This window comes from Candidatus Woesearchaeota archaeon (assembly GCA_016928155.1).
In the GTDB taxonomy this organism is placed as follows: domain Archaea; phylum Nanobdellota; class Nanobdellia; order Woesearchaeales; family JAFGLG01; genus JAFGLG01.
In genome coordinates this window covers 1-21,723 of sequence record JAFGLG010000011.1, presented here as the reverse complement: position 1 = coordinate 21,723, position 21,723 = coordinate 1, and the positions used below count along the sequence as shown (strand labels likewise).

24 protein-coding genes are annotated in these 21,723 nt (G+C 46.1%); 18 read left to right on the top strand and 6 right to left on the bottom strand.

Features of this window, described 5'->3' with window-relative positions; all coding sequences use genetic code 11:
- Positions 1-6: 6 nt before the first annotated feature.
- The 11 genes from JW968_05995 to JW968_05945 all read left to right on the top strand — a co-directional run bounded on the left by JW968_05995 (position 7) and on the right by JW968_05945 (position 11,607).
- Positions 7-186: a hypothetical protein gene (locus tag JW968_05995; protein MBN1386496.1), complete on the top strand. Its 180-nt coding sequence runs from the start codon at positions 7-9 to the stop codon at positions 184-186.
- Between the two features lie 95 nt (positions 187-281).
- A complete protein-coding gene (locus JW968_05990) occupies positions 282-2,168 on the top strand; it encodes a type II secretion system F family protein (protein MBN1386495.1) in 1,887 nt (628 codons plus the stop codon).
- Between the two features lies 1 nt (position 2,169).
- A complete protein-coding gene (locus JW968_05985) occupies positions 2,170-3,084 on the top strand; it encodes a type II secretion system F family protein (GenBank protein ID MBN1386494.1) in 915 nt (304 codons plus the stop codon).
- Positions 3,085-3,155: 71 nt separating this feature from the next.
- On the top strand, positions 3,156-3,962 hold the full coding sequence (locus JW968_05980) for a DUF814 domain-containing protein (GenBank protein ID MBN1386493.1): 807 nt from the start codon (positions 3,156-3,158) through the stop codon (positions 3,960-3,962).
- Between the two features lie 5 nt (positions 3,963-3,967).
- On the top strand, positions 3,968-4,447 hold the full coding sequence (locus JW968_05975) for a GNAT family N-acetyltransferase (GenBank protein ID MBN1386492.1): 480 nt from the start codon (positions 3,968-3,970) through the stop codon (positions 4,445-4,447).
- A gap of 62 nt (positions 4,448-4,509) precedes the next feature.
- On the top strand, positions 4,510-4,773 hold the full coding sequence (locus JW968_05970) for a YhbY family RNA-binding protein (GenBank protein ID MBN1386491.1): 264 nt from the start codon (positions 4,510-4,512) through the stop codon (positions 4,771-4,773).
- Positions 4,774-4,982: 209 nt separating this feature from the next.
- Positions 4,983-6,431, top strand: a complete 1,449-nt coding sequence (locus JW968_05965; GenBank protein MBN1386490.1) for a hypothetical protein — start codon at positions 4,983-4,985, stop codon at positions 6,429-6,431.
- 6 nt (positions 6,432-6,437) lie between these two features.
- Entirely contained in the window at positions 6,438-7,004 is a 567-nt protein-coding gene (locus JW968_05960; GenBank protein ID MBN1386489.1) for a hypothetical protein, read from the top strand.
- A gap of 13 nt (positions 7,005-7,017) precedes the next feature.
- The gene (locus JW968_05955; GenBank protein ID MBN1386488.1) at positions 7,018-9,135 is read left to right on the top strand and encodes a hypothetical protein; all 2,118 of its coding nucleotides are present in this window, start codon (positions 7,018-7,020) and stop codon (positions 9,133-9,135) included.
- 43 nt (positions 9,136-9,178) lie between these two features.
- The gene (locus JW968_05950) at positions 9,179-10,513 is read left to right on the top strand and encodes a hypothetical protein (protein ID MBN1386487.1); all 1,335 of its coding nucleotides are present in this window, start codon (positions 9,179-9,181) and stop codon (positions 10,511-10,513) included.
- The gene (locus tag JW968_05945; GenBank protein MBN1386486.1) at positions 10,510-11,607 is read left to right on the top strand and encodes a M20 family metallopeptidase; all 1,098 of its coding nucleotides are present in this window, start codon (positions 10,510-10,512) and stop codon (positions 11,605-11,607) included. Before JW968_05950 ends, JW968_05945 begins: the two co-directional genes overlap by 4 nt.
- Before the next feature lie 266 nt (positions 11,608-11,873).
- Here the strand turns inward: JW968_05945 and JW968_05940 are convergent, their stop codons facing one another.
- Positions 11,874-12,668: a hypothetical protein gene (locus JW968_05940; protein ID MBN1386485.1), complete on the bottom strand. Its 795-nt coding sequence runs from the start codon at positions 12,666-12,668 to the stop codon at positions 11,874-11,876.
- 156 nt (positions 12,669-12,824) lie between these two features.
- Between JW968_05940 and JW968_05935 the strand changes: the two genes are divergently transcribed.
- From JW968_05935 to JW968_05925, 3 genes are all read left to right on the top strand, one after another.
- Positions 12,825-13,493, top strand: coding sequence for a hypothetical protein (locus JW968_05935; GenBank protein MBN1386484.1), 669 nt, complete (start codon positions 12,825-12,827; stop codon positions 13,491-13,493).
- Positions 13,494-13,589: 96 nt separating this feature from the next.
- Entirely contained in the window at positions 13,590-13,769 is a 180-nt protein-coding gene (locus tag JW968_05930; GenBank protein MBN1386483.1) for a hypothetical protein, read from the top strand.
- Positions 13,766-14,110: a hypothetical protein gene (locus tag JW968_05925; protein ID MBN1386482.1), complete on the top strand. Its 345-nt coding sequence runs from the start codon at positions 13,766-13,768 to the stop codon at positions 14,108-14,110. Before JW968_05930 ends, JW968_05925 begins: the two co-directional genes overlap by 4 nt.
- Before the next feature lie 114 nt (positions 14,111-14,224).
- On the opposite strand, the gene JW968_05920 is transcribed toward JW968_05925, so the two are convergent.
- Positions 14,225-14,752, bottom strand: coding sequence for a hypothetical protein (locus JW968_05920; protein MBN1386481.1), 528 nt, complete (start codon positions 14,750-14,752; stop codon positions 14,225-14,227).
- A 340-nt stretch (positions 14,753-15,092) separates the two neighbouring features.
- Between JW968_05920 and JW968_05915 the strand changes: the two genes are divergently transcribed.
- Both JW968_05915 and JW968_05910 read left to right on the top strand, forming a co-directional pair.
- A complete protein-coding gene (locus JW968_05915) occupies positions 15,093-15,311 on the top strand; it encodes a hypothetical protein (GenBank protein ID MBN1386480.1) in 219 nt (72 codons plus the stop codon).
- Positions 15,215-15,499 (top strand): hypothetical protein, encoded by a 285-nt coding sequence (locus JW968_05910; protein MBN1386479.1) that lies wholly within the window; start codon positions 15,215-15,217, stop codon positions 15,497-15,499. Before JW968_05915 ends, JW968_05910 begins: the two co-directional genes overlap by 97 nt.
- A 59-nt stretch (positions 15,500-15,558) precedes the next feature.
- Here the strand turns inward: JW968_05910 and JW968_05905 are convergent, their stop codons facing one another.
- Positions 15,559-18,132: a hypothetical protein gene (locus JW968_05905; protein MBN1386478.1), complete on the bottom strand. Its 2,574-nt coding sequence runs from the start codon at positions 18,130-18,132 to the stop codon at positions 15,559-15,561.
- 335 nt (positions 18,133-18,467) lie between these two features.
- On the opposite strand from JW968_05905, the gene JW968_05900 reads away from it, so the two are divergent.
- Positions 18,468-19,223 carry an ATP-binding protein gene (locus JW968_05900; protein ID MBN1386477.1) on the top strand — a complete coding sequence of 252 codons (756 nt, stop codon included), beginning with the start codon at positions 18,468-18,470 and terminating at the stop codon, positions 19,221-19,223.
- A 143-nt stretch (positions 19,224-19,366) separates the two neighbouring features.
- Here the strand turns inward: JW968_05900 and JW968_05895 are convergent, their stop codons facing one another.
- Positions 19,367-19,504 carry a hypothetical protein gene (locus JW968_05895; protein ID MBN1386476.1) on the bottom strand — a complete coding sequence of 46 codons (138 nt, stop codon included), beginning with the start codon at positions 19,502-19,504 and terminating at the stop codon, positions 19,367-19,369.
- 314 nt (positions 19,505-19,818) lie between these two features.
- Positions 19,819-20,052 carry a 4a-hydroxytetrahydrobiopterin dehydratase gene (locus tag JW968_05890; GenBank protein ID MBN1386475.1) on the bottom strand — a complete coding sequence of 78 codons (234 nt, stop codon included), beginning with the start codon at positions 20,050-20,052 and terminating at the stop codon, positions 19,819-19,821.
- A 184-nt stretch (positions 20,053-20,236) separates the two neighbouring features.
- Here JW968_05890 and JW968_05885 point away from each other — a divergent pair, with 184 nt between their 5' ends.
- Complete coding sequence (locus JW968_05885) at positions 20,237-20,890, top strand: class I SAM-dependent methyltransferase (GenBank protein ID MBN1386474.1); 654 nt, start codon at positions 20,237-20,239, stop codon at positions 20,888-20,890.
- A gap of 284 nt (positions 20,891-21,174) precedes the next feature.
- Here JW968_05885 and JW968_05880 read toward each other — a convergent pair.
- On the bottom strand, positions 21,175-21,723 hold a 549-nt coding region (locus tag JW968_05880; GenBank protein ID MBN1386473.1), incomplete at its 5' end, for a hypothetical protein.

Here is a 21,723-nt window from a genome sequence, read left to right as displayed (position 1 = left end):
GTTATCATGGCACATCTGGAAAAAATACGGCAGAATACACAGCAGGTCATGAGACTTCTAGACATACTTGAGAAATCACCGCGTGATTCAAGCCTGCCGACACATGCGAAAATAAGGTTCGCTAAGGACAAGCTGCTCAGGATAATATACGAGAACGAGATCAATCTCAAAAGAATGATAAGATAATAAGATGGGAAGACCATCGCAAAAGACCATTGCGGAAGACCATTGCAGAAGACCATTAAAAAAGAAGATAACCACAACAGGACACGAATGATACCATGAACAATGACCTAAGAGAGATTGCGCGCAGGATACTGGAACTGTCAGACGAGATAGAGCAGCACATGACTCTCAGGAACAGGATAGAGCTCGAGCAGAAGAGGATATTCAATGAGTATCAGGAAAAATCCATAGACCATGAGACATACACGTTCAGGCTCAAGCACCTCCTAAGGGGGAATCCGAAGAGATACTGGCAGGGATACTATACCTCGACCATAAACTCCCTGATAGCAGAAGCCAGGGCGCTGAACTCACAGATGGCTTACATGGTATCGAAGGATATGATGGAGGCCGGGATAAGCAAGGAATCAGAGGAGATAATGTCCAAGCTGCCGGCACCAGTCGTCATGAGAGGGAAACAGCTCACCGGGCCTCTGAAAGAGGTGCCACTGAGCGAGATCAAGAAACATGAGCCTGCAAGGAAGCCTACAAAGAGGACAGTCTTCCAGAAACCGGTCTTCTCCAGGGAGAGGATGCCTAAATCAGAGGAGCCCAAGCCGCACAAGGCAGAGGCTGAAGTGAAGGTCGCTCCCAAGACATTCGAAAAGATAAAGCGCATTGTGAAAAGGGAAGAGATCCATGAAAGGCCTGCGGCTGCCCCGCAAAAAATCAGGGATTATGTGGCAGTCCATTCAGAAGAAGAAGAGCCGGTCTATGTGCACAAGGACAGCGCAGCAAGGAAGATACTGGAGAAGGCAAGGACACCTGATCCTGAGAAGGCCGCACATTACGCCTCAATGCCAAAGAACACAGAATACTCCAAACCCGATCAGGTCACTCTCTTCGGGACCCTCTGGGACAGATCCTACTTCAGGTATATCCTCAAGAAGTTCATCTCGAAGAAGAAGCAGGGAAAAGGAGAAGAAGAGTTCAAGTCCTGGCTGCCTGAAGAGAAGCTGGAGATCGAGGACTACGGGCTGAAGGACACGCTCATACTCGAAGAGGCCAGGCAGATAGAGCATGTGATAGAGAACAAGGAGCTGCTCAAGATACACCAGCCCTCGAAACTCGGCTACATCTCCACAATAACCATCAAGAAGATAACATCATACCTCCTGGAGAATTTCCCTGACACATTCAGGAACCTCTACAGCTCAATAAGGCTCTCCAACATGAACATACTGTCCAACACATACACGAACATAATGATATTCTTATCCACACTCTCCTTCATCATCTCAGTCCCAGCATATTCTTTCCTATTCACGATCACAGGCAACAACCCTCTCATGATACTGGTCAAGTCTGTGGTGATGACGATACTGACCACTGGGATAGTGTTCTTCAGCTTCTACGCATACCCAGGAATCAAGCTCAAGGGGAGAAGGCACAATATAGAGAAGAACCTCCCGTTTGCAATCAACCACGTAAGCGCTGTGGCCACATCAGGCGTGCCCCCGATAAGGATGTTCAGGCTAATCTCAGAGAGCGAGGAATACGGCGAGATAAGCGTGGAGTTCTCAAAGATCGTGGAATTCACAGACCTGCTCGGCTATGACCTGCTCACAGCAATGAAATCAGTCAGCTCCACAACGCCAAGCAGGGCACTCAGGGAATTCTTCGAAGGATTCGTGAGCACGATAGAGTCAGGAGGAGACATACTGAACTACCTCAGGCAGGAATCAGAGGAGCAGATGACAAACTATGAGATAACAAGGCAGAAATACAACGAGATAATCTCGACTGCCTCAGACATATACACAGGGATACTGCTGGCAGCACCGCTCTTCTTCATCGTCACACTCACGCTGGTGAGCATGCTCGGAGGGAAGGTGCTAGGCTTCGATGCCAATGTGATGATAGCTCTCGGGACCTATGTGCTCATACCAGTGCTGAATCTCATGTTCATCGTATTCTTCTCACTAAGCCAACCAGGTGTCTAATATGCCGAAAGAAGAGATGAAGAAAAAGTACATCGTGATGATAATAATAGCCATGGCCCTGATACTCATGGACTTCCTCTTCCTGTATGACACGCCCTGGTTCCTGCCCATCATAGTGATATCATTCTTGTTGGCATGGTCTCTGAAATGGCTGGACTATTTCGTCGAGAAGCAGAGGCTGAAGGATGTCGAGAGGAGCTTCCCTGACTTCGTAAGGAACCTCGTGGCAGCTGTCAAGTCAGGCATGCCCTTCTCAAAAGCCATCACTCACATCTCCAAGAGGGATTACGGAAAACTGACGCCATACATAAGGAAGATGGCAAACCAGATAGAATGGGGGCTTTCAGTACATGATTCATTGATCAGGTTCTCCAATTCAACAAGGAGCACTGTGATCAAGAGGGCGATATCCACAGTCATCGAGGCAGAGGAATCCGGCGGAAACATGGAGGATGTCCTCAACACCATAACAGAATCTCTCCTCAAGATAAAAGAGATAAAAGACAGGCGAAAAGCCACAGTGCAGAGCCAGATAGTGCAGAGCTACATAATATTCTTCGTATTCCTTGCCACCATGATAGTGGTCCAGAACATCGTGATACCTGCCATAATGGGCGGGGAAGGGTTAGGTTTTGTGGCTGGAGGAGAAGGCTTCGAAGGTGTTGCAGCCTCCAGCTCGCTGACGCAGAAAGTCTCCATAGAACTCACCACACCGACAGCATTCATCTCATCTGTGGTCGCATGGGGCATGAGCCTATACGGGATACTCATGATGATATCACTCATACAGGGATTCTTTGCAGGCATAGTCCTGGGCAAGATGGCGGAGGGAGAGTTCGCATCCGGGCTCAAGCACTCGCTGGTGCTCATGACAGTGGCATTCGTGACCATCAGCATATCACAGGGGATACTGTAATCCATCATCATATAGACCATCATGATCCCGGGCTGATTGCCCAAGATCCGCAGATCACTCCAGCTCCTAAAATGAAAATAACACTAGATATCACCAAAACAGTGGAAGAGAACGCAACAGCATATTTTGAGAAGGCAAAGAAATCAAAGAAGAAGATCGCAGGCGCTGAAGAGGCCATCAGGAAATTCGAGGGAAGATACAAGACCGAGGAGAAGAAGGAGCAGGAGAAGAAAGAGATGGGCAGAAAGGTCCTGAAGACAGAGAGGAAGTGGTTCGAGAAATTCAGGTGGAGCCTGACCACAGACGGATACCTCATAATCGCAGGAAGGGATGCAACCACAAACGAGATCCTGATAAAGAAGCACACAGAACCAGATGATGTCGTCTTCCACGCGTCGCTCTCAGGAAGCCCGTTCACTGTCATAAAGACCCACAAGAAAAAGGCATCAGAGCCATCCATAGCCGAGGCAGCCGCATTCACAGCCACAAACTCAAGGGCATGGAGGATGGGGCTCGGGAGCCTGGAAGTGTTCCATGTGGCGCCAAGCCAGGTCACCAAGGAAGCGAAAGCAGGCGAATACATGAGCAAAGGAAGCTTCATGGTCTACGGCAAAAGGCAGAATGTGAATGCGAGCCTGGAATGCTTCATCGGCGTGATAAGCAAGGGCAAGCTTGCTGATGAGGATATAGGTGAATTCAAGGGGAAGATAATCTCCGGCAGGATGGGGCAGGTGTCAAGATACTGCGATAGTCAGGTGCACATCATCCAGGGTGGCATGAAACCAAGCGATGCAGCCAAGATAATAAAGAAGAGGATCGGCGGAGACCTTGACGAGATCATAAGGGCACTGCCTCCAGGAAGCTGCGATGTGAGATGAGACCAATGGGAAGAGCGGAACTAAGCATACGCGAAGCAGACAAAAATGACCTCAGCATGATAATAAAGCTGAAATCAGAGCTGTTCAAGTACGAGTCGAGGATAGACAACCTGCTCGCGAAAGACAGGAAAGCGAGGATGTACGACAACATATACAACAAGATGAGCTTCTTCAACAAGGATTTCAAGTTCTATGTCGCTGAGGCAGACAGGAGGGTCATAGGTTTCGTCAGCGGATGGGTGGAGAGCACGCCGCCGATATTCAAGCTCAGGAGGATGGGCATAATCGGGGACCTATATGTAAAAGGGGCATACCGGGGGACAGGCACAGGCACAGAGCTGTCAAATGCGATATTGGACTGGTTCAAGAAGAAGAAAATAAAGTGGGTGAAAGTGATGATATACACAGGCAACAACCCATCAAAGGAATTCTGGAAATCCCAGGGATTCGAGGATTACATAGACGAATACAGGATGATATTATGAAGGCCAGACCCATGCCTCTTCACACAAAAATAACATCATCATGGCAAAGGTGCAGATGAAAAATGGATATCAAAGAGCTCAAATCAAAAGGCCAGACTCTCAAGCCTATAGTCCGGATAGGCAAGAACGGGCTTACAGATATGCAGGTAATAGAGATAAAGAAGCACCTGCAGAAGAGGAAGCTGGTCAAGATCAAGATGCTGAAGGCGCTCATCGAAGACAAGGGCACCGGGATCAAGGACATGATGGCAGATGAGATCTGCGCAAAGACAGGAGCACAGCTTGTCCAGAGAGTCGGTTTCACAGTGCTGATATACAAAGAATAAACAATAAAAATAATATTCAATACAAAGAATATTCAATACAAAGAATAACCAGAGTACACAGAATAACCATTACGCAGAATAACCAGAAAAAACAGGAATAATTTTCACTTTGCAGTAATCAACAGGCTTTGCGTGTGAAAAACAGCGCAAATATTTAAATACACAGAAACTGAAGACAGACATACCAAACAAGGAAAAAAAGAGGAAAAATGAGCCCGCTACCCGTGCCATCATCAATACCGAACCAGGAGGTCCTGAAGAATAAATTCGAGGAGCTCGGACTGGGGGATGTGGAGATGATACAGAAGTCGAGGAAAGGCAAGAAAGAGCCTACAAGCTATCCGCAGCCGGCCGGGCGGCTCAATATAATATTCGAAGAGGACAACCTATCACTCGAGGAGCATTATTACTGGATAATACACCAGCTGAGATATGACCAGGACTTCGCCTACATGACCAAGGTCATGGACATATATGCAGCATCAGAGCACAGCTCATTCTGGGGAGCAGCGCAACAGAGGCTGCAGCTCCAGCAGAGCCAGATAAGCAACTACCTCGGCCTGATAGGCAAGATGGTAAAAGAGCTGTTCCAGCTTGTGAGGGAGCTGAGAGTCCTCGACGAGAAGCTGATATACTACAAGCGAAGCCTGACCGGAGATGAGGCAGCAGAGATATCCCTCAAAGGGGTATGGATAGACCTTGTGGAAGGCGGGACAAAGAACCCGGCATCAGTCTACGGCATGTCATCCCAGGTCGGATTCGCCACACTGCCAGACCTGTTCTTCTCAGTCCACCCGAAGGCCCACAAAGAGGTAAATGAAGTTATCGATGCTCTGAAATTCAACAGGAAGATAAAGGAAGTCCTCAAGAGGAAGCTTTTCTCATACATAACATGGAGGGAAGCGACCCAGAATGAGCTCGAGAACAGGAGGAAATTCACCCTGAAATATCTCAGGCAGCATTTCGATGTCATAAACATGTACATGAGCTGGGTCAAGCCATACCTGAGGAATGTCAGGAGGCTCACCATGTTCGAAGACCACATAAACAGCGTAGACCTCATCGGTGCATTCGAGGGAAATGTCGTCGAGGTAGAGCTGCTCGCCCACAGGAAGGAAAGCCAGGGGCTGAATGCGGTGATACTGCTCAACTTCCATTTCAGGTCACAGCCGAAGCTGGACTTCCAGAAGGATTCATACGCCCACAAGGGCCCGATACATGTCGGAAGGCTGGAGATAGTCTGGAGAGGATATGTGTGGGAAGACAAGCAGATAAAGAACTACATAAAATACAGGAATGAGGAGAACCTGGACCTGCTTGTCTCCATAGACCAGTCAGTCAAGGCAGCCATGGAGTCGCTGGGAGAGGACCTGAGAGGATACCTCGTGGAATCAGGCGAGAATCTGGGATCAGCGGAAGAGGCCAGGGCCAAGAAAGCAGAGAAGAAGCCAGTCGAACAGACCATAGTAAGAGGGATACTTGACCCGTTCGTGTCCATATTCAAAGGGCCTGCGCCGAAGAGCGATGCACCTGCCGAATCATCAAAGCAGAAATACCTCAAAGGCAAAGCGTCAGCCAAGATCACCAAGACGATCAGGACACAGACCTACCAATGCTACAAGAACTTCAAGAAGCACAACGGGATGCTATCCTGGTAAAGAATCATGGCAAAAGACGAGATAGACGAGATACGGAAGCTCAGCCCGAGAGAGAGGATAGAGAAGCTAAGGAAGCTTGAGGAGACAAGAAAGAAGGAGCTCACCGAGGCAGAGAAGCTGATAAGCGACTCAATCCGCGAGATAGAGGATGAGCAGAGGATAACCAAGCTCACCCAGAGAGTCGAGATGCCTGCTCCGATAAGAGTGGATGTGGACAGGCTCTTTGAGGCAGAGAATGATCTCGAGAAAAAAGTTGCAGAGGCCCCGGCGCCCGAAGGAGAGCAAAGGCAGTACCAGACACCGGCTGAACTCACTGCCGGACCATCCCAGACCTATTCATTCATCAAAGACATGGGTTCAAAGCCTCCCCAGGAATGGGTCCAGGGGGCGCAGTATGAGCTCAACAGGCTCAAATATGCCGACAGCTGGTCATCAAAGGATGTAGAGGAATTTTATGCGATAGAGAAGAACCTGGAAAAAATAGCAAGATACAGGTCATTGTCAAGCGATGTGCAGGAACAGGTCAATGTCAGCCAGAGCATCGTGGACAACATAAGGAAATACAAGCAATGAAGAGCGGAATGAAATGATTTTCGACAGCGGATACTACAGCGCAATGGACAGGGGATATTACAGCGCATTCGAGCCGAAGAAACAGGCGATGATGGACTACAGCCTCAGGGCAGCGCAGTCAGGTGAGATCACGCCGTTCAAGGAACCTGTCTATGACATCAACCAGGTAGGGATGAGCGTCACAGAAGGGAGGCAGTTCGGCACATTCAGGCAGAGCGTGCAGTCTGCGATAAGGATGGGAGCAGGCATGGTGGAGCTCGCCACACAGATGGAAGGATCAGACAGGGCAGTCGGGGCAGAATCCTACGGGACAGAAGCGAGAGAAGAGCTCCGCGAGATGGCACAGGCCAATGAGATAACCTTCACGAGTGTCCATGCGCCGACAAACATCGGAAACCTCTCAGGATACGCAGGACCGCAGCAGGGGTTCTCAGACCAGCAGAGGAAGACACAGGTCGAGGAGATCAAGAAGGCAATTGACTTCGCTGCAGATGTGGCGCAAGGAGGGGCTGTAGTTGTCCATACAGGAGAATGGCAGAGGCCCATCTCAGAAGCAGAGTGGAACAAGGGCCAGTTCCTCGGATATGCAGAAGAGGCTGAGAGGGCCATAATACCCATTGTCGACAACAGGACAGGACAGATACTAACACAGGTCAGGAAGAACCAGATAGTTGCGCGAGCAGACTGGAACAGGTCAGACAAGGGATATGACTATGTGTCTGACGTCGACAATCCTGAGCTGGGCATCAAGAAAGGGGACAAAATCCACGTGGATCCGGGGGATTATGTGGATTATGAAGGCCACAAGCTGCAGTTCGAGCAGAGAGTGCCTGTCTACAACAAGGAGACAGGCATGTTCGATGTAAAGCAGATGACCTGGGATGACTTTGTCAAGGAGGCTGATGAGAGGAACAAGCTGGAAGCAAGCAGAAGAGGGATAACTGTGGAGCAGCTCAAGGTCCAGGACCCTATCGCATATAAGACACCTGAAGAGGCGTTCCTTATAGCGACGACCGAGACACAGGAGAGAGTTGCAAGGGGCTGGGCACTGCAGTATGCACTGAGGACAGACAAGTATTTTGAGGGGATAGAGAAGCTGAAGAAGCTAAGGAAGATGTATGAGCGGATCGAAGCAGGGTTGCCAGAAGAAGAGAAAGACCTCCTACTCAGGCAGGCCAGCGGGCTTAGAGGATACATACCAGGCGGAGAGCTCCTCCCTCCTGAATATAAGATGACAACACAGATAATCGACGATGCACTCCAGGACCTCAGGGACAACATCCGCGCAAACCGCGAGATGGTGACTGGTCAGATGCAGTCAGCAGAAGAGCAGAAGATACTGAGGGAGCATGCAGAATCCATAGGAAAATATGCCATGAAGCAGAGCATAAAATCCATGGTCGAGAGCGGCATCCATGCAATGGATGTGACAAAAGAGAAACAGCTTCCGCGACCGATATTTGTGGCTCCGGAGAACATATTCCCTGAGATGGGATATGGCAGCCATCCTGAAGAGCTGAAAGAGCTGGTACTCGCAGGACGAAAGGCAATGGCAGAGGAGCTCATGAACAAAAGGGGCATGAGCCCGGGAGAGGCATACAAGAGGGCCACAGACCATATCCAGGCGACATTCGACACGCAGCACCTGGGCATGTGGAAAAAGCACTTTGTCAGGAACCAAGGGGAGAGCATAGAGCAGTACAACAAGAGATTCGACAAATGGTATCTGGAACAGGTCGAGATGCTCCAGGAATCAGGAGTGATCGGGCATGTCCATCTCGTCGATGCGATGGGCGCAGGCCATCATCACCTCCCGGCAGGGCAAGGAACACTTCCTGTCGTGGATGCGCTCAAGAAGCTGAAGCAGAAAGGCTTCGCAGGCACTATAATATCCGAAGGCCATGAAGAGCAGCCAGCAGACAGGATACTCACAAAGACATGGGAAGCATTAGGGAGCCCAATCTTCACAGGACCCAGCATGAGGCCGCCATCGATGATGGGCGGAGGCCCGAGAGGATGGACAGATGTCTACCAGAGCTATTTCGGAAGACCTCAGACGCCATACTATGTGTTCGGGGGCTATTCCCCGTCAGAGGACTGGACACTGTGGTCTGGCGTCCGCATGGAATAAACGCCGAAAAAGTTAAAAAAGATAGGATCTCCACGTTCTCCATATGAAAAAGAAGACAACAAAGAAGCTGCTCACAGGCCTAGAGGTCGAGCACATCCTTCTTGACATGGATGGAAGGATATCAAATGACAGCGACAAGATAATTGCAGACTGCAAAGCGCATAAGAAAGATGCCACTGTGGTGAAGGAATGCGCAACCTCAATGGTCGAGCTTGGTGCATACCCTTCAGTCAAGGTCAAGAATACCTGCGTTGATTACCTAGACAATATACAGCTTCTGATCGATGTGGCTGCAATGCATGATAACCTGATCTATCCCCTTTCTGTGCCACCGCTCTCTTATCATCCCAAGATGAGACATAAGAAATGGTATGCCCTGCAAGAGAGACTGATATTCGGGGGCAAGAGCAAGTATGAGATGGCAGGAAAGACAGCTGCATTCCACTTCCATTACACATTGCCGAAAGGGATATTTGACTGGAAAAAGAGATTCCCAAAGAGGCTATTCAGGTCACGAGCAGCGCAGAACATGCTGAACAGCTATAATCTCGCGATATCGATGGATCCTGCAATGGTCACATTGATGCAGAGCTCCCCTTATCTTGATGGCAGATATGTTGCAAAAGACACAAGAGTTCTCATCCAGAGGACAGGCAGAGTTTTCCCGTTCCAAGGCATATATTCAACAGCTCCGAAGCTGGCCGGGCTCCCCATCTATAAACATACACTAACAGATCTCCTCCAAGTCATAGAGAACAGGCACAGCTCGGTGAAATCCCTGCTTGTCAAGGCAGGACTCAGCCCAAATCTTGTCTATAGATATGGTAAGATACTCCAATATTCATGGCATTCTGTACGTGTGAACAAGATAGGGACGATGGAGCTGAGATCAATGGATGTCAATCATCCGAAGTATGTGACAGCTGCAACAGTGCTGCTCAAGTTCATAAATCGTGCAGTGAATCTCTACAACTATGATGTCATCCCTTCTGATATCGGGATTGAAGAGCCTTTCAGGATAGAGGGAGAGAAGATCTATATCCCGCCGCACACGCATGTCAGGAAGACATTGCAGTACCTCAGCGCATATGAGGGATTTGACTCCAAAGAGATATATAATTACAGCAAGAGATTCATGAGCATGGCCAGGAGATTCACTGATAAGGAATATTATCCTGCGGTAAAGTCCTTATCCTCTATTGTCGACAGGAAGAAGACAGTGTCTGATGTGCTGATAGCGAAATTCAAGAAAAAAGGATTCGGGAAGAAGGACAAGATACCTAATGATGTGTGCTCAGATGTGATGCTGGACAGCACCACAAGGCTCCTCAAGGAAGTCTATAAGACAAGGAAGACAGTCGAGGGTCTGGAACTATGAGCGATCACATCGACGATAAGGAGACACTGAAAGAGATAGTCGGGTTGGCGAGCCAGCTCATATCATACAGGACCACTGAAGACAAGATAGAAGAGCTTGGGAAGTGCATGGACTTCATCCAATCATACTTTGAAGGCCCAGATTTCTTCGTGAAGAGATTCGAATCAAAGCAGAGGCCAATACTGTGGGTCGCATTCAACAAGCGCAAGAAGCAGAAAGTGATACTCAACTGCCATATGGATGTTGTCGAAGGCCAGAGTACACAATTCAATGCAGAGGTCAAGGAAGGCAAGCTGTTCGGCAGAGGAAGCTCTGACATGAAAGGGGCAGTGGCAATATTCATGCACCTCATGAAGCACTTCTCAAGGATGAAAAAGAAGCCAGGGATCGGGCTGATGGTTGTTGCAGACGAGGAAATCGGCGGGCATGATGGAACAAAGTATCTCATCAGGAAAGGGTATAGATCAGATTTCGGGCTGACTGGTGAGACAAGCAAAGGCAATATTGAAGTGAAGCATAAAGGGAGCCTGCAGGTCCTTTTGAAGGCGTATGGGAGGGCCAGCCATGGGTCCCGTCCTTGGCTGGGAAGAAATGCGATTGACATACTGATCAGGCAGTACCAGAAGATAATGGATGAGATACCGCAGGCGAAAAATAATAATCAATGGCTGCCGACAGTGAATGTCACAAATTTCATCAGCCAGAACCCTCCTAATGTGACGCCATCAAAAGCAGAGATGATACTTGACATAAGGACAACACCAGACTTTGACAGCAAAAAAGTGTTGGCTGTGCTGCGCAAGAACAAGATAAGATACAAGAAACTGCTTGAGGCAGACATCCTGGATACAAAGCCTCGCAACAAGCATGTCCAGGAGCTGCGAAAGATAGCAACACGCAGGATCGGCCGGAGGGTGAAACTCATACGTAGCTCAGGAGGCAGTGATACAAGGTTTTTCTATAAACGTGGCATACCTGCAGTCAACTTCGGGCCATCAGGGAAAGGTCATCATACCACAAAAGAGTATCTGGAGCTGAAATCAGTGATGCCATACTATCTCACTGTGCATGACTTCATAACAAAGTCCGCTTAGATAGGTGTATTCTCTTTTTTTCTGCTAACTCGCTTAATGCTTTGCCTCGCTCACCGGTTCTGATGTAAATCTCAAGGGACTAGATGTGATAAATCAAATTCGCTCTGCAGATATTCTCGTGTCTCACTTCAAATCATGCATTCGAGGTGCGAATTTGTCTGCAATTTGATGACCTCTGTACAGCAGAGGATAAAAAATTTCAAATTCCTTGAGATTTTCCGGTATGAACAATATATATGGCAGAGAATCATGAGAACTATAACAAATCATACCAATAATTCACGCATGTGCTGGACAAACTCATCAGCTTCCTTGAAATAACGGTCGAATTCCTCACCGCTGATGTCCTTTATCTCACGGTGCTGGATCATCTTCGAGAGATTATAGAATTCCCTGACAGTCCTGGCATATTTCTCGTTGATCATGCCTGACCTCACAAGCTTCTCTTCCATGAGGTCAGCTATATGGCTCGGGCTCGGAGGGGCTTCGCCGTGCTTCATGAGGACAGCATGCGCTGCATCCATGACAGCCCAGTAGAGGTCGATTGTCGCCTGGAGAAGATGCCACTTAGCATTGAACAAAGTGCGCGGGGCTTTCTCATAATAGACATAGATGGATTCGGCAGTCGGCCTTATCCTGCCCTGGTAAAGGAGTATCTGAAGCGGATTGAAGAAACCTGTATCAAGGAGAGCCATGCCATCCCGCAGGATATTGATCGCTATCGGATCGCCGGATCTCACATATTCCCAGAAGCTCGTGAATCTCAAAGATGTTATATGGATCCTGTCGCTTGTCTCAGAGATTATCTTCTCGACAATGATCCTATAGGTCTCAACAACCTCTGGCTTTATGCTCACAGAGAGGTCATCGATGACAATCAGGATATCAATATCCCCTCCAGCATTGTGCTTCTTGGTGGTGGAGCCGAAAAGGACTATGGCCCTGATGAAGCGGCCGAACTCCTTATATGCCTTCTTCGAGAAGTCATAGGCTATGTCAAGGGCCTCCTTAGGATATAGGTCACTTGTCGGTTTCCCCTTTTTCTCAAGCTTGAACTCCATGGCATCTATCAAAAGGAACCCAATTTAAAAATATTACGTTGAAAACAAGGAAAAAGAGCATGTAATCACCTTGCATCCAGACTTTTACTTTTGTGTAATAGTGAAAAGCTCCAAAATAAGAAATCTTAAAAATACCTGTGACAGAAAGGTCATGATATGCCTGAGAATGACGAAAAAAAGGAGAGTGAGAACCTCGAGAAAGAGCTCGAGAAGAAACTTGATGTCATAGTGCCGATAGTCGAGCAGGCGACGCAGAAGATCCTCGGGGTGACGATAGACGAACTGAACAAGGACATAGGCGAAAAACTGACAAAGCCGCAGTTCAACATCAACACAGAGATACCGTTCAAGAGGGCGAAGAAGCTGTTCAGGAAAGAATATCTTAAGAAGATACTCCAGACAAAATACGGAAACATCTCAGAGGCTGCTAAGATTGCAGGGACAGACAGGCGTTCTGTGCACAGGATAATAAAAGAGACAGGATTGAATGTTGCCAAGATCAGGAATGACATGCTCAAGCCGAGCTATGTCAAGGAGATCATGGTGACTGACATCATCGGCGATGTGCTGAAGAATTATGAGAATGTGATACACCCAGAAAAACTCAATCAGATGTACAAGAATGTGACAGAGCTTTCCAAGGACATAGTGAAAGAGCTGCATGAGGAGCAGCTTCCCCTGGATGAGGCTGAGAAGGAATGGGAAAAAGCGTATATCAAGAAAGCCCTTGAAGAGAGCATCTACAATGTCGCCATAGCAGCAAAAAGGATAGGGCTCCGATATGAGACACTGCACAGGAAAGTCAAGAAGCTCGGGCTGGCATGATATTTATGTCCCACATCCATAAATGAAAGCTTAAATTTCTTTAAAAACCCTGAAATCCACCATACCTCATACTGATAATACAGTCACAGGTGCAAGATGGACGAGAAACTGGCGTTCCACAAAGGGGCGCTATCAGTGCTGATCAAAGAGAGGGAGCAGATAGCAAAGATGAAACAGGTAGTCGACCAACTTATCCAGATGCACATCGATGGGATGAAAGAGCAGGGATATGATTTCCGCCTGAATGAGCGGAAACTCGAGGAGGTATTAGAATGATAGACCCTCAGAAAGCGATGTATGACCATTATATGGCAGAATCAATAGGCGCAGGACTAAGAGCAGGCGGAGATCCGATGAAGGACCTGTTCCCAAAACCGATAGCTGTGGCTTTTCTGGCAATGGGAGAGAATTATGGGGGATATACAGGCATGCAGCAAAAACAAGCTTATCTTCTGATACCATTAGGTGATATGAAGACGCCGGTGAATCCTTCAAAAGATATGTATCATACAATTACGCCTCTCCAGATGTATAGCAAAGCATCAAGGACAGATGCGCCTAATTTTGATTATCAGGATTCCACCCCTCTACCAAAATACGGATGCGGGAATTGCTGATTATTTTTCTTTGATCCATTCTTTCTGAGAACATCTTTTCTCTGACTGACCTGCGGTCTGGTTTATTCAGTCGGCTGCCCATCCCGCAACCACCGTCCTGTGGCTGTAGAAAAATCACTTGTTCTCATACTGGGGGATGATCCTGGAGTTTATGTTGAACTCCTTGGTCTTCTTGAGAGTCTGCGGGTGATATACGGGACTGTAGACGAGGAGCTTTCCCTTCAGTTCTTTCTTCATCTTTGCCTCGAGTCCACGATAGAAAGGCTTGTCAGGATTGAGGAAGATCAAATCATACCCTGAGATGTCATGCTCCATATAATTGCCGCAGATAAAAGTGCACTTCAGCCTGAGCTTCCTTCTGAATTCTTCTGCCTTATTGTGGAGCTCTTTGTCAATCTCAATGCCGGTAGAGTCTGTGAATAAAGAGGCCATGAGAGCTAACTTGCCATCACCAGAGCCCAAGTCAAGGAAAGATCTCACTTTCGACCAGTCTATCTTCTGGAAAAGCATGATCATATCCTCAGTCTCTGAAGAGCTATAATAACCCTCTCCAGTATCCCATGCAGGGAGCTTTCCAGACCTGAGAAGATCCCTCACAAATTCATCATATAGATCAGATATCTCTTTGATTTTTTTGTGCATATCCCTTGATTGGTTGTCTGGGTTATAAATATTTTGAAAATTTCTGTTCTTTTGCAGGCTTCTTTGCCATGCAGTGAATACATATTGAAATATACCATAAGAGAAATAATATTTTTATCCGATTTGCTGTGCAAACCGGGCTGATAATTCCTGACCTGCACCTTTGGTGCAGGATATAACATTACGGACTTATGTAATATCTCTTTCTATTGAGAAAACCAGGCACAGCAGTGGCAGAACCACAAAAAGATTTATTAAATCATTGCCGATAATTGCCTCTGATGACATTCGACAATGAGAAGAAGCAGGCACTGGCGAAGAAGGACAAGTCAAAGGAAGGATAGATGAAGGCATCCTAAGGCTGTGCACAGCCATAAACTCTGATCCGGACTATTACACCACAAGCTCATGCGCAGGCAGGATAGTGCTGCTTGACAGGAAAGAAGCAAAGCAGGAATCGAAATGGCTGTTCAAGAGGCATGGACCGTGCATGCCGATGAAGTCTGGCAGGCATCCAGAGGCGCATCCTGTGAAGTATGGCTCAAGATGGAGCCGCTGATACTGCATGTCGCATGCAGATCAATCCCGGCAGCTGACAGACTGGTCAAGAAAGCGAATTCCATAGGCCTAAAGAGGGCAGGTGCAGTGTCATTGTCTCCGAAGACAATTGTCGAGAGATTATCGGGAACGATCTCCTGGAAACTCCGCTGGGCACGGATCATACATATGCGCAAATCGTGTCATTAACAGGAATAGCAAACCAGAAAATAAAGCATAATAAAGAGAAAATAAAAAAATTAGAGCTCTTATTTGGCAAGGAACAGGACCAACAGCCAGATGAGCACAGCGACAAAGACCGCGTTCAGGACAATCAGAAGTATGATATACAAATCTGAATCCATGAAGCCAGTCGAATCCTTTATTGATGTCGGAGGATAACCATAATCAGATCCGGTATCATCATCGCCATCCACATCAAATCCTCCATCATCATCTCCTGTGCCATTGTCATCGTCTCCTGTACCATCGTCATCATCGTCATTGCCGTTGCCTGTTGTGCAGGCCTTGACATTCAGGAAAAGACTCTCCTCATCCTCCTTGTCATTGTCGACATAGAGCCTTATGATTATCTGATAATTCCCAGGCGGGAGATCATCTTCCAGGCTTATCGGGAATGAGAATGTCTGCTCGCTGTCATCATCCTCAGGGTCATCATCAAGCTCAAAATTCTTGACCTCATTCAGGCCAAGAGGGGAGCTGATTATGTTAAGCTTGACCTTGTCCTCGGTGTCTGAGCCAATATTAGTGGCTGTGACCTTGATGATAGTGTCCCTCTGGCATGTGAGCTCCTCATCCTCAATAGAAAAGCTCGAGATGATCACAGAGCTGCTGTCCTTCTCGACCTCAAGATTCAGGGTCCAGTCATCCTCATGGACATTGTCGTCCTCATCTTCTCCTTCCACATGGATCCTGATCTCATAACTGCCTTCAAGGACCCTGTAAGGGACAGTGAAGCTCACAGTCTTTGTAGTGTCACGGTCCCCGCTCAAATCGAACTCATCCACATCAATCTCAATGTCATCATCCCCAAGATCCTCAAGGTCAACAACAGTGACCTCTACCATGATGTCCTTTATCTCGTCGTCATTGTCAGTGAACTGGTTCTCAATATTTATCTTGAGCTCGACCTTGTCCCCGGGCTTGGCCTCCTGATCTATTGTGGCACCATCCTGGAGATTGTCATCTGTCTTGCTGCCCACCTTGGCATCGACTTCAACAATCTTAAGCTTAGATTCAGGCCTGACTGTCAGGCTGAAAGTCTTGTTTATCTGATTTGAGTCAATGTAGACAGTGCCGGTCTTTGAGCCTGCACCGGAAGGCGCTGTTCCGCTGTAAGAGACGGTGACCTCCTGATTATGAACCAAAGATGCAATATTCGCAGGAGTGAAGACAATATTATAACCGCTGAATGCCAGCTGGCTTATCTCAATGCCTGTTATGGTCACATCCCCGGTGTTCTTTATCGTGAAGTTGCCTGAAAATGCACCTCCAGTTGTATGGGATGCGCTTGCCGGAGCGACTGTCATCGAAGTCGTTGCCTGGGCGACGACATAAGACACCGTGTTAGTGTAGATGCCAGAAGCGCCATAAGTAACATTCATTGAAGCGCTGTAAGTGCCCAAGTCCTTATCGGCAGGGATACCCATTGCAGTCGCAGTTATCTGCTTTGTCTCACCGACAGCAAGGCTAACAGACTGCGAAGGAGAATAGCTCAGAGCGCTGATGGTCTTGCTTGGATCAGCAGCCAGCTTCAGGACAGGGATATTCACAGTTGCTGTGGTCGGCACATTCCCGCTGTTGACAATCGTCAATGTTATAGGTGTGTTGACCCATATGGTTGTGCCGTCAGTCTTTATCTGGCCGTCTGCCTTTGCGACAGAGATGGATTCGACAGCAGGCTGGGATGTTATCGTGACATTCTGGATGTCTGTTGCAGATCCGTCAGAAGCCATTATCTCGCATTTAGCTGTTCCCTGGAATCCAGCAGCAGCTTCTATCTCAAGGATACTGCCGCTGACAGAGCAATCGACCTGGGCCGTGTTCTCGCTGAGAACCGCATAAGTTATCGGGTCGTTCTCTGCGTCTGAGGTGTACAATGAGAGATTAACCTGAGCGCTCATGCCCTGAACGACTGTCAGTGAGGGTATTGCGAGCTCAGGAGCATCATTGACAGGAGTGACTTCCAGTGTCAGGTTCTTTTCCAGAGTAACAAAGCTGTCTGTGTAAGCTATCTTGCACCATGTGGAGCCGGACATGTCCGGCTGGGGTGTGTATGTCAGGATGCCCTGATAGACAGAGAATGCAGCGATTGAAGAATCACAAGCTGTTGTCTTGGCAAAACCAACAGAGTCCCCATCAGCATCTGATGCATACAGCGAAAGGTTCATTGTGTGGGCTCCTGAGTCCTCAGCCACTGCCGGCAAGGAAGTCAGTGTGAAGACAGGATTTGAGTTGATCTTGAGAGCCCTGTTCGAAGGGGCAAAGCTCTGGTTGCCTGAATCATCAGTGCACAGGACATTCCACTGGAATGACAGCCCCGGCGCGTAGCCAAGGGATGTGAAATTTCCCTGCACAGACTGCTTGCTTATTGTCTGGGTCTGCTCAAGGGAGAATGTGCCTGATGCGCTCGTGTACAATGAGCATGTTGTCAGATTAGAATCATCTGCTGCTGAAAAAAGGAACAGAACATTGCCGTCTATGTCACGGGTATTGTTCCCCGGACTTATCAATGCGACCTGGGGAGCTGTTGCGCTGGCTGCGACTATGGTGAGCAGCAAGCAAATCATGAAGATTGCTCCCAAAAAAATCTTATTTCTCATTTTATCACCTTGCCAAGTATTTGATGAATATCATACCACCCCTCTTCGAGGATCAGAACCTCGGGAAAAACGTCTTTAGACTATTACTCAGTGGTTAATGATTTGTATATAAATGTTTTGTTTTTCTTCATTTATTTTCATATATAAATCTCAATCCTTTGAGTATTATTGATACTAAAATTGGCACTGAACCCACGCTTAATACACTAATATGCGCTATATTCCCTTTAATCAATACCATGGATAATCATGGATTTATTTATAATCAGCAGAAGACTGCAAATCAAGCTGAAGCTGTGATAATATTTAAAAAGAGCCTGACAAAATGATATCCTATGGGATTTTTCGACCTTTTCAAGAAGGAGAAGAAAGAGAGGGTTTTTTCGGAACCAAAAGACCTTGAAGTGACGCACACAAAGAAGATATCATTCGAAGGGCTTGTGGCTAACAGGACCCTTGTGGCTTCGATAACAGGATACGGCAAGAGCTATACAATCAAGAAGATGATCCGCGAGATCAAAGACATGATCCCGATCATCATCTTCGATCTCGAAGGGGAGTATTCCGGACTCGGCATCGAGAGGATAACAGAAGGAAGCGATCCTGAGACGCTGGCAAAGAAGATAATCTCTGAGAAGAAAAGCGCGGTCCTTGATTTCAGCACAACAGATGATGCAGACATGCAGGAATTTGTCGGGCTGTTCTGCGAGGCATTCCTGGATCTGGAGACTTCCAGGAAGATATCTTATCTCCTTGTCTTTGATGAAGCAGACGAATATGTGCCTGAGAAAGGGTTCAACAAGTCAAAATGCCTGAATGCTATAATAAAACTGGTTAAGAAGGGCCGAAAGCGCGGCATCGGCATGATGTTTGCGACCCAGAGACTGACATATCTTTCCAAGAATGTGATCTCACAATGCGTGAATATCATCATTGGCCGCACTGAATGGAAGAGCGATGTCGATGTGCTGCGAAAGTATCTAGGGGTGGAGCAGAAGGAGGCAGATGAGCTAAAGAAGCTCAAGCCAGGAGAGTTCTTCTTACGCGGACCTATTGTAGATGAGAAAGGGTTTGTGAAGTTCAGGAGATGATGCTTTTCTCATGTTCTCAATCAGAATTTCCTAATATCCTAAGTCGAAACCCCATGATATACTCATGATTATGCATCATTCTAGATCAGATGAGAATACCTTTCTTCCATGTTCAAGCTTCTTTACCGAAGAACACCTTTTCATCATGTCAGAGCCAAGACAATGAAAGCGACAACAGCCAATGTCACCCCAACATATGCCCAGGGGTTCAAAACCTCTTTCAGAACCAGGAATCCCAGCAGATTGGCCAGCATTATCGAAACTGCCCCGAATAGAGCCATTGTTCTCCCTAACTCAATTGCGGTAAATACATACAGCTGACCAAACATGGCGACAATCCTTATTGAAAAATATGCCAGGAACCAACCGCTTAGAAAAGTCGCTAAAGCAAAACCCTGTTTGGGCATATAATTCCTTGCCAACAAATCGCTTGCTGTAAAAAGCAATTGAGTCCCGATGATTACGATAAGCGGCTAGTTCATATATGATTAATCTTGAAAGAGGTTAATAAAGATTATGGTTGTCCCGAGATAGGAATCCAACATCGCGATTCAGATAAGCTCTCGGAGCGGAGCCAGGAATCATAAAATCCATCCTACAAAATTTCATCTATCTGGGTTGCCAAGGAATAGTCTTTGTCTGTAATCTTATCCTCATTATGGGTATATATCATTATTTTTACTTTTTTGCATCCATGGATTAAAATATCGGGGTGATGATTCGCTTCCTCTGCCAAGGGAAGGATTTTGTCAACAAATTTTACTGCTTCAGAATAATCAGCAAATTCAAATTCTTTTACTAAATATTTTTCTTCTATTTTCCAGTCCATTCCAGTAAGCGAGGGATTAAAATATATAAATGTAATGTTAGGATCTTAAGATCATCACACATAGCATATGTTCCTGTTAAATCCTTTTTTGGTGCAAATTGTGGGGAAATGGCGTCCGAAAAGTTGAGAAAACTGCCATTTAACGAAAATCTTATATATAATTTAACTTATCAATTCTTTTAAGATGAATGAAACTGTTGAATATTGGAATAAAGTGCAATGGTCGGTTTTTGCGTGTCCAAATCCATGTTTATTTAGATTTATGTTTCATGCAGGAATTAACATAGAAAATAAAAAAGTTCTAGATCTTGGTTTTGGCATTGGTGCTGATTTGCTTGAAATGCAAAAGAGAGGAGCAAAAACGTATGGAATTGATATTGATAAAAGAAAAGTTGATGATATAAATAAATTAAAAGGGAATAGTAAGTTTCCGATTGTCTTACATGGAAATATCGCAACAGATATCAAAAATTTAAACGAATCATTTGATTTTATATTTAGTGAAGATATGTTATATTATCTGAAAGAAGAAGAATTGCTGCAATGTCTAAATGAAGTAAAAGAAACATTGACAGCTGATGGTAAATTCTTATTTCAAGTAATAACTGGCGATTATAAGCTTGTTGATGGCAAAGAAATTTTTGATCCAAAAGCAATATTAAAAGATTCAGGAAATCCAATTTTATTTAGGGATGAAGAATTTTATATTTCATGCTTAGAAAAAGAAGGATTTAAAGTTACAGGAAAAAAGTTAATTAAAGAAACTTTTTTTGCTAATTGTGAAGCTGTAAGACATAATTTATACATTTGTTGTTCTAAGTGGAGCATCATAAAATAAGAGCTATAAGATTTTCGTAAGTTTTTTTGGCCGTTTTCTCAATTGAAACTAACATTGGGCTTATGCGAAGTTGCGAGCCGAGTGGAGGAATTTTCAGGCAACCCAGAAAATTCCGACCTCCTGGCGAGCAATTTGGGAAACCGAATTGCAACAAGGTTTCCGCATAAGCCCTGTTAAATCCCCCTACGGCCGAAGGGAGGAGAGCGCAGCGTGGCACGGAGCATAGCGGAGTGAGTTTGAGTCAGGAACATTTTATTAAATAAAGGGGCAAAAATTTATTTCCACTAAAAGTGATCATTATCGCCAATAAGTGGACCATTTAAAATTCTGAATTTCTTTTTTGTATTCCAAATCTTGACTAATTCATCAAAGTTTTTATCTGGTTCTAACATCAATTTGGCTAATTCATCAATTTCTTCAAAATCTTTTTCAGTCAATTTATCAAATTTGAAGTAAATATAGCTGGGCTGTTGATTGTAAAGAATTTCATTGTTCATCAAACTATGAAAATCATAAAATATTGCCCAAAGAACTGGCATCAGCCCGACAGAACCATCTGCGTTTTTAAAATTATTGGCATCTAACTTGCTGTTTCTAATTCCAAGCCAAGTATTTGCCGCCCAATCAAATTTATTTTCAGGCATATTATATTGATCAAACCCAATGGACTTATCAAAAAATCCATCAGCGTCAAAGGTGACCCACTTTTCTTTTTTATTGTCCCAATACTGATTTATCCAGTGGTCACCGCTATAGTTATTAAAATAATGCGCAAATCCAGAACGAACCCTGCAAGGAATATTTTTTGATTTCAATATAGATGCCATAAGAAT

What these genes read in the sequence shown, in the direction of transcription:
- JW968_05885 (MBN1386474.1), top strand. Translation starts at nt 20,237, where the DNA reads ATGAATGAAACTGTTGAATATTGGAATAAAGTGCAATGGTCGGTTTTT.
- JW968_05945 (MBN1386486.1), top strand. Translation starts at nt 10,510, where the DNA reads ATGAGCGATCACATCGACGATAAGGAGACACTGAAAGAGATAGTCGGG.
- JW968_05900 (MBN1386477.1), top strand. Translation starts at nt 18,468, where the DNA reads ATGGGATTTTTCGACCTTTTCAAGAAGGAGAAGAAAGAGAGGGTTTTT.
- JW968_05940 (MBN1386485.1), bottom strand. Translation starts at nt 12,668, where the DNA reads ATGGAGTTCAAGCTTGAGAAAAAGGGGAAACCGACAAGTGACCTATAT.
- JW968_05995 (MBN1386496.1), top strand. Translation starts at nt 7, where the DNA reads ATGGCACATCTGGAAAAAATACGGCAGAATACACAGCAGGTCATGAGA.
- JW968_05890 (MBN1386475.1), bottom strand. Translation starts at nt 20,052, where the DNA reads ATGGACTGGAAAATAGAAGAAAAATATTTAGTAAAAGAATTTGAATTT.
- JW968_05985 (MBN1386494.1), top strand. Translation starts at nt 2,170, where the DNA reads ATGCCGAAAGAAGAGATGAAGAAAAAGTACATCGTGATGATAATAATA.
- JW968_05930 (MBN1386483.1), top strand. Translation starts at nt 13,590, where the DNA reads ATGGACGAGAAACTGGCGTTCCACAAAGGGGCGCTATCAGTGCTGATC.
- JW968_05895 (MBN1386476.1), bottom strand. Translation starts at nt 19,504, where the DNA reads ATGGCTCTATTCGGGGCAGTTTCGATAATGCTGGCCAATCTGCTGGGA.
- JW968_05955 (MBN1386488.1), top strand. Translation starts at nt 7,018, where the DNA reads ATGATTTTCGACAGCGGATACTACAGCGCAATGGACAGGGGATATTAC.
- JW968_05905 (MBN1386478.1), bottom strand. Translation starts at nt 18,132, where the DNA reads ATGAGAAATAAGATTTTTTTGGGAGCAATCTTCATGATTTGCTTGCTG.
- JW968_05980 (MBN1386493.1), top strand. Translation starts at nt 3,156, where the DNA reads ATGAAAATAACACTAGATATCACCAAAACAGTGGAAGAGAACGCAACA.
- JW968_05950 (MBN1386487.1), top strand. Translation starts at nt 9,179, where the DNA reads ATGAAAAAGAAGACAACAAAGAAGCTGCTCACAGGCCTAGAGGTCGAG.
- JW968_05910 (MBN1386479.1), top strand. Translation starts at nt 15,215, where the DNA reads ATGGCTGTTCAAGAGGCATGGACCGTGCATGCCGATGAAGTCTGGCAG.
- JW968_05925 (MBN1386482.1), top strand. Translation starts at nt 13,766, where the DNA reads ATGATAGACCCTCAGAAAGCGATGTATGACCATTATATGGCAGAATCA.
- JW968_05920 (MBN1386481.1), bottom strand. Translation starts at nt 14,752, where the DNA reads ATGCACAAAAAAATCAAAGAGATATCTGATCTATATGATGAATTTGTG.
- JW968_05990 (MBN1386495.1), top strand. Translation starts at nt 282, where the DNA reads ATGAACAATGACCTAAGAGAGATTGCGCGCAGGATACTGGAACTGTCA.
- JW968_05970 (MBN1386491.1), top strand. Translation starts at nt 4,510, where the DNA reads ATGGATATCAAAGAGCTCAAATCAAAAGGCCAGACTCTCAAGCCTATA.
- JW968_05935 (MBN1386484.1), top strand. Translation starts at nt 12,825, where the DNA reads ATGCCTGAGAATGACGAAAAAAAGGAGAGTGAGAACCTCGAGAAAGAG.
- JW968_05960 (MBN1386489.1), top strand. Translation starts at nt 6,438, where the DNA reads ATGGCAAAAGACGAGATAGACGAGATACGGAAGCTCAGCCCGAGAGAG.
- JW968_05965 (MBN1386490.1), top strand. Translation starts at nt 4,983, where the DNA reads ATGAGCCCGCTACCCGTGCCATCATCAATACCGAACCAGGAGGTCCTG.
- JW968_05975 (MBN1386492.1), top strand. Translation starts at nt 3,968, where the DNA reads ATGGGAAGAGCGGAACTAAGCATACGCGAAGCAGACAAAAATGACCTC.